Source organism: Galbitalea sp. SE-J8 (assembly GCF_030345695.1).
Classification (GTDB): Bacteria; Actinomycetota; Actinomycetes; order Actinomycetales; family Microbacteriaceae; genus JAUASV01.
The window spans coordinates 52,144-65,366 of the sequence record NZ_JAUASV010000022.1; the positions used below are offsets into that span (position 1 = coordinate 52,144).

Here is a 13,223-nt window from a genome sequence, read left to right on the forward strand (position 1 = left end):
CCGTGACGACCCTCACCACGTCGCCCGCGCCGGCGACCTCGAAGCCCGACCTGCGTGCCGCGAAGACCTACTTCCGCACCGACGTCGAGGGACTGCGCGCCATCGCGGTGATCATGGTCGTCGCGTTCCACGCCTCCGTGCCGCTGTTCGGCGGCGGGTTCGTGGGCGTCGACGCCTTCTTCGTGATCTCGGGCTACCTGATCACCGGCCAGCTCATCCGGGAGGCGCAGCAGACCGGGCGCATCTCGTTCCGCAACTTCTACGCCCGGCGCGCGCGCCGCATCCTGCCCGCAGCGACACTCGTGCTGCTCGCGATCGCCGGCGTCTCGATCGCCGTCGAGCCGCTCGTCGGCGTGTACGCGAACGCGCGCGACCTGCTCGCCTCGGCCGTGTTCTACTCGAACTGGCACTTCATCGACCTGGGCACCGACTACCTCGCCCAGTCCACCAACGACAGCCCCGTGCTGCACTACTGGTCGCTCGCGGTCGAGGAGCAGTTCTACCTGGTCTGGCCGCTGCTCGTGCTCCTCGCGGTGGCGATCGCGAGACGGTTCCCGTTCCGCGGGTCGCAGATCGTGCTCGGCGTGATCGGCACGGTCACCGCGGTGTCCCTCGTCACGGGCATCGTGCTGACCGTCACCGACCCGCAGCTCGCCTACATGGCGACCACCACGCGCGCCTGGGAGTTCGGCGTCGGCGGCATCGTCGCGGCGGTCGGGCACTGGCTGCAGTTCCTCGCGCAGCGGCGCGGGATGCACGCGGCCGGCATCGCGATCGGCTGGGCGGGCGTCGGCGCGCTCGTCGTGACCTCGGTGAGCTACGACGGGTCGACGCCGTTCCCCGGGGTCGCCGCGATCCTGCCCGTGCTCGGCACGGCCGCGATCATCGCCGGCGGCCTGCTCGCGGGCACCGGGCGCGGCACCGTCGGCGCCCTGCTGTCGCTGCGCCCCATCCGTTACCTCGGCCGGATCTCGTTCGGCTGGTACCTGTGGCACTGGCCGGTGCTCATCCTCGTCGAACGCGTCACGGGCCCGCTGGCGTGGCCGCAGCGCAGTGTGCTCATGCTCATCGCACTGCTGCTCGCCGCCGCGACGCTGCACTTCGTCGAGCAGCCCCTGGGTCGCTGGACGACCGTCGCGCGCAACATCGCCCCGGCGCTCGCGCTCGGGCTGCTGTGCATGGTGCTGTCGGTGACCGCGTCGCTCTCGGTCGGAACGAACGCGGTCGCGACGCTCACCGCATCCGCCGCCAAGATCGACACCGCGAGCTTCGCCAAGGTGTTCGGCGGCGAGAGCGGCGCGAACTCCGGCTCCGTCTCGCCCGACCCGATCAGCGCCCCGAACGACCGGCCGAAGCCCGACGACTGCCTGCTCGACCACGAGCGCGACCGCGTGCGATCGTGCGAGTTCGGCACCCCCGGCGGCACCGAGGTGGTGCTGTTCGGCGACAGCCACGCGCACCAGTGGATGGGCGCCGTCGGCCAGATCGCCGAGGAGCGCGGCTGGCACGTCTCCGTGTTCGCGAAGGCCGGCTGCCCGGTCGCCGACCTCACGCCGATCGGCGACGGCGGGCGCTACTCGCAGCCCGAGTGCGTCGACTGGCGGCACGAGGCGATCGACCTGATCACCACGCAGGTGAAGCCGGCGCTCATCATCACCTCGAGCCTGAGCAGCTACCTCACCGACGACCGCGAGATGTACGACAAGTGGGAGGTCTCGCTCGACAAGCTGCGCGAGCTGAACGTGCCGATCGTCTACATCAAGGACACGCCGCATCCGTCCCAGGACATCCCGACCTGCGTGTCGGGGGCGTTCGACGACTGGTCGAAGTGCGCGTTCCCCGACGACGCGCGCACCGACATCCTGCTGCAGAACGCGCTCACCGGCGACGAGAAGGATGTCGTGCCGGTCGACCTCACGCCGTACTTCTGCGACGACGGCACCTGCCAGGCGGTGCGCAACCACTACCTGCTCTACCGCGACGACTCGCACCTCACCGCGACCGCCGCGAAAGCCCTCACCCCCGCCCTCGAAGACGCCATGGTGCAGGCCGGCGTCATCCCTGCCTCCTAAGGAGCACGTCATGAGAATCTCCGTCACCGGATGCGGCTACCTCGGTGCCGTGCACGCGGTCAGCATGGCCGAGCTCGGCCACGACGTCGTCGGCATCGACGTCGACCCGCTCAAGGTGTCCGCCCTGTCGGCGGGTGTCGCGCCGTTCTTCGAGCCCGGGCTCGAGGAGCTGCTCGCGAGCGCGCTCGCCACCGGACGTCTGCGCTTCAGCACGGATGCCGCGGATGCCCGCGGCGCGCAGGTGCACTTCATCGCGGTCGGCACCCCGCAGCGGGCGGACTCGAACGCCGCCGACCTGCGCTTCGTCGACGCGGCGATCGACTCGCTGCTGCCGCACCTGTCGCCGGGCGACCTGGTCGCGGGCAAGTCGACCGTGCCCGTGGGCACCGCGGCGCGGCTCGCGGAGCGGGTGGCCTCATCCGGCTCCGGCGCTCTCCTCGCGTGGAACCCCGAGTTCCTGCGCGAGGGCTACGCCGTGCAGGACACCATCTCGCCCGACCGGCTCGTCTACGGGCTGCCGTCGGACGGGTCTGCGCGCGCGGCATCCGAGGCTCTGCTCGACGAGGTGTACGCGACGGCGCTCGCCGCGGGAACCCCGAAGGTCGTCGCGGACCACGCGACCGCCGAGCTCGTCAAGACGGCCGCGAACGCGTTCCTCGCCACGAAGATCTCGTTCATCAACGCCATGGCCGAGATCGCCGAGACGGTGGACGCCGACGTGACGCTGCTCGCGGATGCCATCGGGCACGACGCGCGCATCGGCCGGCGGTTCCTGAACGCGGGCATCGGCTTCGGCGGCGGATGCCTGCCGAAGGACATCCGGGCGTTCCAGGCGCGCGCCGACGAGCTCGGGCGCGGCGACGCGCTGTCGTTCCTGCGGGAGATCGACACCATCAACCTGCGCCGGCGCGACCGGGTGTGCCAGATGGTCGTCGAGGAGCTCGGCGGGCAGGTCTACCGCAAGAAGGTGGCCGTGCTGGGGCTCGCGTTCAAGCCGGACTCGGACGACATCCGCGACTCGCCCGCCCTCGACGTCGCCGTGCGCCTGCTCGGGCTGGGCGCGCACGTCATCGCGACCGACCCGGAGGCGATCCCGAACTCGATCCGCAAGCATCCGCAGCTCGGGTTCGCGACCGACACGGCCGACGCCCTGCACCACGCGGATGCGATCGTGCTCGTCACCGAGTGGCAGGAATACCGCGACCTCGACCCGGCCGTCGTCGCGGGACTCGCGTCGGGCCGCGTCGTGGTCGACGGCCGCAACGTGCTCGACCCGGAGCGCTGGGCCGCGGCAGGCTTCACGTACCGCGGCATGGGCCGCCCGCGCCGCGCCCCTGCCCCTGCCCCTGTGGTCGAGCTCGCCGAGGTCTGACTCTCCCCGCGCCCCGCGCCCCGCCCCGGTCCGGCCGGGCCCCCGCTGGTCGACCTCTCCCCCGCTGGTCGAGGAGCGCGCCCGGCCCCGCTGGTCGAGGAGCGCGCGACGCAGTCGCCCGCGTCTCGAGACCACCACGGACCCCCTGCGGCAGGCGACCGGTCTCGAGACGCCGGCTCGCTGCGCTCGCAGGCTCCTCGACCAACGGCCGCGGCGCCCGGCCCCGCTGGTCGAGGAGCGCGCGACGCAGTCGCCCGCGTCTCGAGACCACCGGGGTCGGGGAGAATCGACCCGTGAACCCCCTTGCCGAACCGCGGATCGTCGTGCTCGTCGCCATGCCCGAGGAGGCGGCACCGTTCCTCGCGCGGGCGAGCGCCGCATCCGAGCCCCGCACGGTCGGGATGAGCGAGCAGACCGTGCTCGAGATCGACGGCCTCGACGTGCTGCTCGTGCGCACCGGCATCGGCCTCGTCAACGCGGCCGGGGCGGCGACGGCCGCGATCCTGCGCGCGGGTCGCCCGCTCGCGGTGCTCAGCGCGGGCTCCGCCGGCGGCATGGCCGGACGCGTGCGCGTCGGCGACGTCGTGCTCGGCGGCGACAGTGTCAACCTCGACGCCGACGCGCGCGCGTTCGGCTACGCCCTCGGCCAGGTGCCCGGGATGCCGCGGCGCTACCGCGCCGACCCGGCGCTGCTCGCGTCGGCACACGCCGCGCCCGTCGAGGACTTCGCCGTGCACGAGGGCCTCACGGCGTCGAGCTACTCCTTCATGACGGATGCCCGCGCGGGTCGCGTGCGCACCGACTTCCCCGAGGTGGCAGCGGTCGACATGGAGTCGGTGGCGATCGCCCAGACCTGCTTTGCGCACGGGGTGCCGTTCCTGTCGATCCGCGGCATCTCCGACCTCGCCGACGGCGAGGCCCCGGGATCCTTCGACGAGAACCTGCCGCTCGCGGCCGAGCGCAGCGCGATCGTCACGCTGCACGTGGCGCGGGAGGCCCTGGCCGGCTGAGCTGGGCGGCGATCCCGCGCAGGTCCGCGAGCACGGCGCGCACCGACCGCCGCTCGAGCACCTCGGGCCGCGCGAGGACGTCGATGTGACGACCCACGGCCGTCCCCTCGAGCGGCCGCAGCACGATGTCGGGATGCCGGTGCAGGTCGGTCGTGTATCGCGGCAGCAGCGCCACGCAATCACTCGCGGCCACGACGGCGGCCGCGACGAGGAACTCGTTGATGCGGTGCGGGATGCGCGCCTCGCGGCCGCCGATGGTGGCGATGACACTGATCGCCTGCTCGAGCGGGAAGCCCTCGTGCACGGCGACCCAGGACTGATCACGCAGGTCGGCGGGATGGATGCGGCGACGCCCGGCGAGCGGATGGTCCCGGCGGAGCGCGATGTCGAGCGGCTCGTCGAGCAGGGGCCGCGATCGCACCCAGGTCGGCCACGTCGGGCTGCCGACGAGGCGGTGAGCGACGACGAGGTCGTGGTGCGCGGTGAGAGCCGGGAAGTCGGTCTGGGCGACGTCGAAATCGGTGAGCGCGACATCCGGATGCGCGCGTGCCGCGGCCGCGGACAGCAGCGGACCGAACATGGCGAGTCCGGCGCTGTGGAAGGCGGCGACCGAGACCGTCGCGGTCGCGTCGCCCTCGAACGCGGCGACCGCGCTCTCCGCACGGGCGAGCGCCACGTCCACGTCGATGGCGGCAGCCGCGAGGGCGAGCCCGGCCGCGGTGAGGGCGGTGCGTCGCCCGTCCCGGTAGGTGAGGGGCACGGCGCTCTGCCGCTGCAGCGCACTCAGCTGCTGCGACACCGCGGACGGCGTGACGTGCATGGCGGCGGCGACCGCCGCGATGCTGTCGCGCTCGCCGAGTGCCCGGAGCGCCCGGAGCTGGCCGATTTCCATAAGCCCAAACTTACTCGTGGGCACAGAAAGACGTGTCTTGTCCTAATTCTCGGTGGGATCGACGATCAGCCGTGCTCGATTTCCTGACGCGCGTCCGCGCCGACCTCCTCCTGCTCCTCGTCGCCTCATCCTGGGGCTCGACCTACCTCGTCGCGAAGGTGCTCGTGAGCGACGGAGCGGTCATCGCGCTCCTCGCCGCGCGCATGACTCTCGCCGCCGTGCTGCTCGGCGTGATCGTCGTCGCGCGCCGGCGCGGCATCGCGCGAGCGGAGTGGGTAGCCGGCGTCATCCTCGGCGGCATCCTCGCGGGCGTGTTCGCGCTGGAGACGTTCGGCATCGCCGACACGTCGGCGACCAACGCCGGGCTCATCATCAGCCTGACCGTGGTGCTCACCCCGCTGCTCGACGCCGCCGTCGCACGGCGGCGTCCCTCGGGCCGGTTCCTGCTCGCGGGCACGGTCGCCGTCGTGGGAGTCGCGCTCCTCGCGAGCGGCGGCGCGCTGCGTCCGCCGTCGCTCGGCGACCTGCTCGTCCTCGGCGCCGCGATCGTGCGGGCGGTGCACGTCACCACGATGCACCGCATCACGGCGCACCGACCGGTGGATCCGCTGCGGGTCACGACCGTCCAGCTCGGCACGTGTGCGCTCGTGTTCGCACTCACCTCGCTCGGCACCGGAGCATCCGTGCCCGACTTCCTCGCCGGCTTCGACTCCGGTGCCGCCGCCCTGTTCCTCTACCTCGTGCTCGCGTGCACGGTGTTCGCGTTCGTCGTGCAGACCTGGGCGGTGCGCCGCACCTCGCCCTCTCGCGTGAGTCTGCTGCTCGGCACCGAGCCGGTGTGGGCCGCGCTCATCGGGGTGACGATCGCGCGCGACGCGATCTCCGCGCCGGGCTGGATCGGCATCCTGCTCCTCCTCGCGGGCACGACGTGGGGACGCATGCTCGATCAGGGCGCCCGGCGCGAGGCGGTCGTGGGCAGCATCCGTTCGTCCCGCTCTGCAAGGCTGGGCGCATGACCGAGTTCGTGATCTTCACCGAGCCCCAGCAGGGCGCGAGCTACGCCACCCAGCTCGCGCACGCGCAGGCCGCCGAGCAGCTGGGCTTCGACGCCTGGTTCCGCAGCGACCACTACATGCGGATGGGCGGGGGCGATCCCGAGCCCGGCCCGACGGACGCCTGGACGACGCTCGCCGGTCTCGCGCGCGAGACCAGCCGCATCCGTCTCGGCACGCTCGTGTCGAGCGCAACGCACCGGTACCCGGCGATCCTCGCGATCCAGGTCGCGCAGGTGGACGCGATGTCGAACGGGCGCGTCGACTTCGGCCTCGGCACCGGCTGGTTCGAGGCGGAGCACCGGGCGCTCGGCATCCCGTTCCCGGAGAAGCGGTTCGGGCCGTTCGAGGAGCAGCTGGAGATCCTCACCGGGCTGTGGTCGACGCCCGCGGGGCAGACCTTCTCGTTCGCGGGCGAGCACTACCAGCTCGTCGACGCGCCGGCGCTGCCGAAGCCCGTGCAGTCGCCGCTGCCGCTCATCATCGGCGGCGGCGGGGCGCGGCGCACACCCGAGCTCGCGGCCCGGTTCGCGAGCGAGTACAACATCGGGTTCGTCGACGACGCGACCGTCGCGCAGAAGTTCTCCGCGGTGCGCGAGGCAGCGGATGCCGCGGGCCGCTCCCTGCGCTACAGCGTCGCGCGCTCGACGGTGGTCGGCGCCTCGGCGGACGAGGTCGCACGCCGGGCGGCCGCCGCCGGAATCGACGCGGCATCCCTCGGCTCGTCGACGCTCGGTGGCTCGGTCGACGAGCTCGTCAACCAGATCGGGCGGCTCGCCGAGCTCGGCGCCGACCGGGTCTACCTCCAGCTCATGGACATGACGGACCTCGACCACCTCGACCTCATCGGCCGCGAGGTGCTGCCCCGCGTGCGCTGATTCGGCGGCGCCCCGCGCCGTGCGCCGTGCGCCGTGCGGGGCGTGTGCCGCCGTGCGCCGTGCGGGGCGTGTGCCGCCGTGCGCCGTGGGGGGCGTGCGACGTGTTGCCCCGGATCGTGGGCGCGAACGCCCGACACCCGCAATCCGGAGCAACTCGGGGATGATCGAGAGGTGAAGGGATACAGCGCGGCGCAGGTGCGCGCTGCCGAACGCCCGCACCTCGACGCGGGCGAGCCGCTCATGGAGCGCGCCGCGGCGGCCCTCGCGGCGGCGATCGCGGACGAGGTCGGCGAGAGCGCGACGATCCTCGTGCTCGTCGGCGCCGGCAACAACGGCGGCGACGCGCTCTACGCGGCCGCGACGCTCGCCGGGGGCGGCCACGACATCCGTCTCGCGCGCACGAGCGACCGCGTGCACGCGGCGGGGCTCGCCGCCGCCCTCGAGGCGGGCGCGCAGCTCACGGCCGACCCGGTCGGAGTGGCCCAGGACGCGGATGTCATCGTCGACGCGATCCTCGGCACGGGCAGCGGCGGCAGCACCGACGGGGCGGGCGGCAGCGGGAGCGGCAGCGGGACCTCGAGCTCCGAGCCCGACACGCGCCGCAGCGCGGGGTCCGCCGGGCCGCACGCGCTCCGCGGGCGTGCGCGCGAGGTCGTCGCGGCACTCCTTCCGCTGCTCGACGGCCCCGATGACGCACCCCTCGTCGTCGCCGTCGATCTGCCGAGCGGCATCGACCCCGACACCGGCGCCGCGACGGATGCCGTGGTGCTGCCCGCCGGCCTCACGGTCACGTTCGGTGCGGCGAAGGCCGGCCTGCTCATCGAGCCGGGCGCCTCGCTCGCGGGCGAGATCCTCGTGGCCGACCTCGGTCTCGGCCCGGAGCTCGCGCAGGTGGAGCCGCTCATCGACAGCTGAGAGTGTCGGCCGTCCGGGTTCCCGTGGCGTCCGGCTTCCGTGTGAGGACGGTCTGGGCGTGTGAGGACGGTCTGGGCCGTCCTCACACGCGCAAAACGTCCTCACACCCGGGGAGAGGCGCGCGCAACGTCCTCACACCCGGGGAGAGGCGCGCGCAACGTCCTCACACCCGGGGAGAGGCGCGCGCAACGTCCTCACACCCGGGGAGAGGCGCGCAACACCGCCTCACGCGGGAGGGGCGAGGGGCCCGAGGAGGTTCGCGGCGACCGTCGCGTGCGCGCTCTCCGGATCGCTCGGCTGAAAGAGTCCCGCGAGCGCGTCCCGGTACAGCCGCGACAGCTCGGCGTCGTTCGAGAACGACCCGCCGCCCGTCGTCCGCAGCGCGGTCTCGACGACCCGGCGCGACACGTCGACGGCGCGCGTCTTCGCCCCGACCAGGTAGCGGAACCAGTTCGTGCCGTGGTTCACGAGTCCGTCGACGTCGGCGGCGAGCCCCTCGAGCTGCGGGCGCAGCGCGTCGAGCGCGATCGCGGCATCCGCCAGCTGCCAGCGGATGTCGGGGTCCTGGCTGTACGCCGCACCGGTCTTGAGCGACTGCCGCTCCCCCGCGCGCGCGACCGCGAGCTCGAGCGCGCGGTCGGCGATGCCGGCGTAGACGGATGAGACCAGCAGCAGGAAGTTCGCGAACAGCCCGAAGATGTACGGGTCGGCGCTCGGCCCGACCGGGAGCACCCGGGTGATGCGCGACGCGTCGACGGGCGCGCCGTCGAGCCTGGTCGCGAAGGACTGCGTCGCCCGCATGCCGAGAGTGTCCCATCCGCCGGCGTTCGACCAGCCGCCGTCGCCGCGGCGGAGCACCCCGTGCACGAGTCGCGGCCCGTCGGGGTGCGCGGCGTCCTTGCCGAACAGCGCCAGGCGGGTCCACGCGGGGGTCATCGACGTGAAGATCTTGGTGCCGGTGAACCGGTACGACCCGTCGGGGCGGCGCACGGCATCCGTCACCGAGTCGAACATCACCTGGTCGTTGCCGGCCTCGCTGTTGCCGAACGCGAACACCTCGCCGGCGGCCGCGTCGTCGACGATCCAGGCGAGCGAGTCGTCGCCGCGCTCGCCCAGCACGCGCGCGATGCCGACCACGACGAGGTGCATGGCCGTGCCGAGCGCGGTCGCGGGGGCGTGCGCGGCGAGCACCCGGTGGTCGCGCAGCGTCTCGAGCAGCGGACGCGAGACGAGGTAGCCGGCGGCCTTCAGCTCGTCGAGGTCCTCGGTGAAGAAGGCGTTGTCGCGGTCGTAGCCGGCGGCGCGGGACCGGATGCGGTCGAGCAGCTCGGGCGTCAGGATGTCGCTCACGCCGCCACGCTAGCGCCCGCGCGTCACGCGTCGCGGGGCAGGTACGTGCTCGCGACGAGGAGCACGAGCACCACGACCATGGCGACGAACGCGCCGACCAGGCCGATGAGCGGCACGGCTATGGCCGCCGAGAGCACGATGCCCGCGGCGAGCGCCACGGCATCCCCGCGCACCGGCGACCGCGCGCCCAGCGGCAGCTGAAGCAGCCACATCGTCGCGAGCGCGACGGCGAGCGGCAGCCCGACGAGCACGGCCACGGTGCGATCGCCGACGGGCGCGTCGGGCTCCCCGGAGACCACGACCGCGACCTCGAGCCCGGCGCCGACGGCCGCGAGCGCGGCGAACAGCACGTAGTGCCCGTAGCCCCAGAGGTAGCTGCGCGAGGGGCGCCGCTCGAGGTCCTCGCCGACCGGGTGCAGGAAGTACACCCACCACAGCGCGAACAGGATCACGAGGCCGGCGAGCCCGATCACGACGCGCTCGACCGTGCGCTCGGCGCCCGCGAACGCGACGGTCGCGGCGAGCACGCTCTCGCCGAGCAGGATGATGACGAACAGCCCGTAGCGCTCCGCGATGTGGTGCGGATGCCACGCCGTGCCCCCGGTGCGCTCCGCCCAGATCGGCACGGCGACGTCGAGCACGGCGCAGACGAAGAACGTCCAGAACTGCGCCTCGTGGGGCAGGGCGAGCCGCGTGAGCCACAGCGCCTGCACGACGCTGATGCCCGCAGCGTATCGCCACGCGGTCGCCCGCCCGGCCGGATGCTGCGCCCCCGCCCGCACCCACTGCGCGACGAGCCCGATCCGCATCACCAGGTAGCCGATGGTGACCGCGTCGAAATGTTGCTCGAACGCGCCCGGCACGCCCGCCGCGATGATGAGCGCGCCCGCCATCTGCACGAGCGTCAGCAGCCGGTAACCGACATCGTCGGTGTCGTACGCGCTCGCGAACCAGGTGAAGTTCATCCAGGCCCACCAGATCGCGAAGAACACCATCGCGAACGGCACGACTCCGTCGAGCGGATGTCCGTGCTCGGCCGTCTCCGCGAGCGCGGCCGCGAGCTGCGAGACCGCGACGACGAAGACGAGGTCGACGAGCAGCTCGAGCGGCGTCGACGCCCGGTGGCGCTCGGTGGTGTCGCGGGCCACCATCCGGGTGCGCAGGCTGACCATGCGCTTCACTGTAGGGGTGCACCGGTTCGTGATCGTGCTGCTGCTCGAGCCGCTGGAGGCGGGCGATCGTTTCTCGACCGCGGCCTGGCCGCTGCACACGACGATCGTGCCGACGTTCTTCACGGATGCCGCTCCCGCGGCCGTCGCCGGAGCGCTCGAGCCCGCCGCGGCATCCGTTCGCGAGCTCGCGGTGCCCGTGCTGGGCGACGCGATGTTCGGCGCGAGGGGCACGGTGCTCGTCTCCGAGCTGGAGCGCACCCCCGGGCTCGTCGCGCTGCACGCGGCGCTCGTCGCCGCGCTCGAGGCGCTCGGCATCCGCGAGGAGACGCCGGAGCACTGGCTCGACGGCTACCGGCCGCACCTCACGGTGAAGAAGCACGGCCGTGCGCGCGAGGGCGACGTGCTGCGATTCGCGCAGGTCGCGCTCGTGGACATGCGTCCGGGGCAGCGCCGCGGCGAACGCGAGGTGCTCGCGGTGTCGCCGCCTATCTGATCCGCGCCGTCTTGCCTCATGTCAATAGGTCGACGAGACCGCAGCCGCCATCCTCGTCGCCGCGGGGGCGACGGGCTGTCAGGGACCGTCCGCCGAACTCTCGTCCGCAGCATCTCCCGTGCCGGACGACGCGACGCTGCAGGCGATCACTGCCGCGCTGCGGGACGCGGAAGTGCAGATGGGAGACGACACCCCGTCCGAGGAAACCGTCACGACGGCGGACTGGAAGGCGATCGCCACCCGCTTCGGCTCCGATCCGGCGCAGTACGACCCCACGACCGGCGTCTACGTGCTTCACGCCACCGGCGAATTCACCGGTGAGGGTGCACGCCACCCCGCGGGCACGCCCGCACCGAAGGGCACCTCGCTGACGGTCGTGCTGGACGCGTCGGGCCTGAACCGTCTGGTGCTCCGACTGAGCAGCGACGACGACGACTATCGCGAGCTTGGCCCGACGCAGTCTCTGACCTGATCGACTCGTTCGGCCTCACACCGCTGAGGCGTGCAGTTCCTCCCGGATCGCCCGCACGCCGAGCTCGAGCTCGGCGAACGAGGTCGACAGCGGCGAGAGGCCCAGGCGGATGCCGGTCGGCGTGCGGAAGTCCGGGATCACCCCGCGCTCCCACAGTCGCGGCACCAGCTCGGGGAATGCCGGGTGGTCGATCGTGAGGTGGCTGCCGCGGCGGGCGGGGTCGCGCGGCGTCGCGAGCCCCGCCTCGGGCAGCAGCGCGTCGACGAGCTCGACCGCGAACGCCGTGAGCGCCTCGGACTTCGCGCGCACCGCATCCGTGCCCACCTCGTCGAGCAGCGCGAGGGTGTCGCGCAGCGCGAGGCTCGCGATGACGGGCGGCGTGCCGGAGAGCACGCGACGGATGCCGTCGGCCGGCCGATAGCCCTGCCCCATCGCGAACGGTGCGGCGCTGCCGAGCCAGCCCTGGATCGGCTGGCCGAACGCGCCCTGGTGGCGCTCGGCGACGTACGCGAACGCGGGGCTTCCCGGCCCGCCGTTCAGGTACTTGTAGGTGCAGCCGACCGCGAGGTCGACGCCCCACGCGTCGAGCGCGATCGGCACGACGCCGACGGAGTGGCAGAGGTCCCAGATCGCGAGCGCGCCGGCCGCGTGCGCCCCTGCCGTGGTCGCCGCGGCATCCGCGAGCGCGCCGGAGCGGTAGGCGACGTGGCTGAGCAGCACGAGCGCGGTGCGATCGGACAGCGCGTGCGCGGCCTCGTCCGCGCCGGCTGCCCAGCGCAGGGTCACTCCGCGCTCGGCGGCGATGCCCTCGACGACGAAGCGGTCGGTCGGGAAGTCGTCCCGTGCGACGACGATCTCGTGCCGGTCGGGGCGCAGGTCGAGGGCGGCGCGCACGAGCTTGTAGAGCAGCACGCTCGTCGAGTCGCCGATCGTGGCCTGCCCCGGCGCCGCACCGAGCGCGATGCGGCCGAGGTCGTCGCCGATGCGCTCGCCGAGCGTCAGCCAGTCGCCGACCGCCGCGGGGCCGGCGATGTCGGGGTCGGCGGAGTCGGGGTCGCTCGCGTCGTCCCAGCCGCGGATGAGGCGACCGCCCCATCCGTTCTCGATGAACGACGTGACGCGGCCCGACGTCACGCGCAGCGGGCGTCCGAGCGAGTTGCCGTCGAGGTACGCGACGACGTCGGGGCTCGGCACGAACAGGTCGCGGCAGTGCGCGAGCGGATCGGCGTCGTCGAGTGCGACGGCACGGGCGGCGAAGTCGGTCATCCCCCGACGCTACCGGCCGCCCTCGACGACCACGGTCCCTCCGCCGGTCGAGGAGCCCGCGAGCACAGCGAGCCGGCGTCTCGAGACCACCGTCCCTCCGCCGGTCGAGGAGCCCGCGAGCACAGCGAGCCGGCGTCTCGAGACCACCGTCCCCTCCGCCTCGAACTCGTCCAGCACGACGCGCGAGTCCGCACGCCGTTGATCACGATGAATCACCATCACGGTCCTCCTCGACCCGATGCCGAGCGATCCCCGTGACCGCCCAGTCAGATCAAGCGA

The 13,223-nt window shown here is 73.1% G+C and carries 12 protein-coding genes; 8 read left to right on the top strand and 4 right to left on the bottom strand.

Annotated features, from left to right (window positions below; translation table 11 throughout):
- Positions 1 to 2 precede the first annotated feature (2 nt).
- The 3 genes from QT381_RS13180 (at position 3) to mtnN (ending at position 4,454) form a co-directional block, all read left to right on the top strand.
- Positions 3 to 2,072, top strand: coding sequence for an acyltransferase family protein (locus QT381_RS13180; RefSeq protein ID WP_289249494.1), 2,070 nt, complete (start codon positions 3 to 5; stop codon positions 2,070 to 2,072).
- Positions 2,073 to 2,082: 10 nt separating this feature from the next.
- Positions 2,083 to 3,444 carry a UDP-glucose dehydrogenase family protein gene (locus QT381_RS13185; protein WP_289249495.1) on the top strand — a complete coding sequence of 454 codons (1,362 nt, stop codon included), beginning with the start codon at positions 2,083 to 2,085 and terminating at the stop codon, positions 3,442 to 3,444.
- A 293-nt stretch (positions 3,445 to 3,737) separates the two neighbouring features.
- Complete coding sequence (gene mtnN / locus QT381_RS13190; RefSeq protein ID WP_289249496.1) at positions 3,738 to 4,454, top strand: 5'-methylthioadenosine/S-adenosylhomocysteine nucleosidase; 717 nt, start codon at positions 3,738 to 3,740, stop codon at positions 4,452 to 4,454.
- Here the strand turns inward: mtnN and QT381_RS13195 are convergent.
- Entirely contained in the window at positions 4,417 to 5,346 is a 930-nt protein-coding gene (locus QT381_RS13195) for a LysR family transcriptional regulator (RefSeq protein ID WP_289249497.1), read from the bottom strand. The genes mtnN and QT381_RS13195 overlap by 38 nt on opposite strands.
- Before the next feature lie 71 nt (positions 5,347 to 5,417).
- Here QT381_RS13195 and QT381_RS13200 point away from each other — a divergent pair, with 71 nt between their 5' ends.
- The 3 genes from QT381_RS13200 (at position 5,418) to QT381_RS13210 (ending at position 8,191) form a co-directional block, all read left to right on the top strand.
- A complete protein-coding gene (locus tag QT381_RS13200; RefSeq protein WP_289249498.1) occupies positions 5,418 to 6,362 on the top strand; it encodes a DMT family transporter in 945 nt (314 codons plus the stop codon).
- Positions 6,359 to 7,276, top strand: a complete 918-nt coding sequence (locus tag QT381_RS13205) for an LLM class F420-dependent oxidoreductase (RefSeq protein WP_289249499.1) — start codon at positions 6,359 to 6,361, stop codon at positions 7,274 to 7,276. The genes QT381_RS13200 and QT381_RS13205 overlap by 4 nt, the downstream gene beginning before the upstream one ends.
- A 171-nt stretch (positions 7,277 to 7,447) precedes the next feature.
- A complete protein-coding gene (locus QT381_RS13210) occupies positions 7,448 to 8,191 on the top strand; it encodes an NAD(P)H-hydrate epimerase (protein WP_289249500.1) in 744 nt (247 codons plus the stop codon).
- 225 nt (positions 8,192 to 8,416) lie between these two features.
- Here the strand turns inward: QT381_RS13210 and QT381_RS13215 are convergent, their stop codons facing one another.
- A complete protein-coding gene (locus QT381_RS13215; protein ID WP_289249501.1) occupies positions 8,417 to 9,541 on the bottom strand; it encodes an acyl-CoA dehydrogenase family protein in 1,125 nt (374 codons plus the stop codon).
- A 23-nt stretch (positions 9,542 to 9,564) separates the two neighbouring features.
- Positions 9,565 to 10,713 (bottom strand): low temperature requirement protein A, encoded by a 1,149-nt coding sequence (locus QT381_RS13220; RefSeq protein ID WP_289249502.1) that lies wholly within the window; start codon positions 10,711 to 10,713, stop codon positions 9,565 to 9,567.
- Here QT381_RS13220 and QT381_RS13225 point away from each other — a divergent pair.
- Together QT381_RS13225 and QT381_RS13230 are read left to right on the top strand one after the other, a co-directional pair.
- Complete coding sequence (locus tag QT381_RS13225) at positions 10,712 to 11,206, top strand: 2'-5' RNA ligase family protein (RefSeq protein ID WP_289249503.1); 495 nt, start codon at positions 10,712 to 10,714, stop codon at positions 11,204 to 11,206. The genes QT381_RS13220 and QT381_RS13225 overlap by 2 nt on opposite strands.
- 118 nt (positions 11,207 to 11,324) lie before the next feature.
- Positions 11,325 to 11,678, top strand: a complete 354-nt coding sequence (locus tag QT381_RS13230) for a hypothetical protein (RefSeq protein ID WP_289249504.1) — start codon at positions 11,325 to 11,327, stop codon at positions 11,676 to 11,678.
- Between the two features lie 15 nt (positions 11,679 to 11,693).
- Here the strand turns inward: QT381_RS13230 and QT381_RS13235 are convergent, their stop codons facing one another.
- Positions 11,694 to 12,944, bottom strand: coding sequence for a kynureninase (locus tag QT381_RS13235; protein ID WP_289249505.1), 1,251 nt, complete (start codon positions 12,942 to 12,944; stop codon positions 11,694 to 11,696).
- Positions 12,945 to 13,223: the final 279 nt, after the last annotated feature.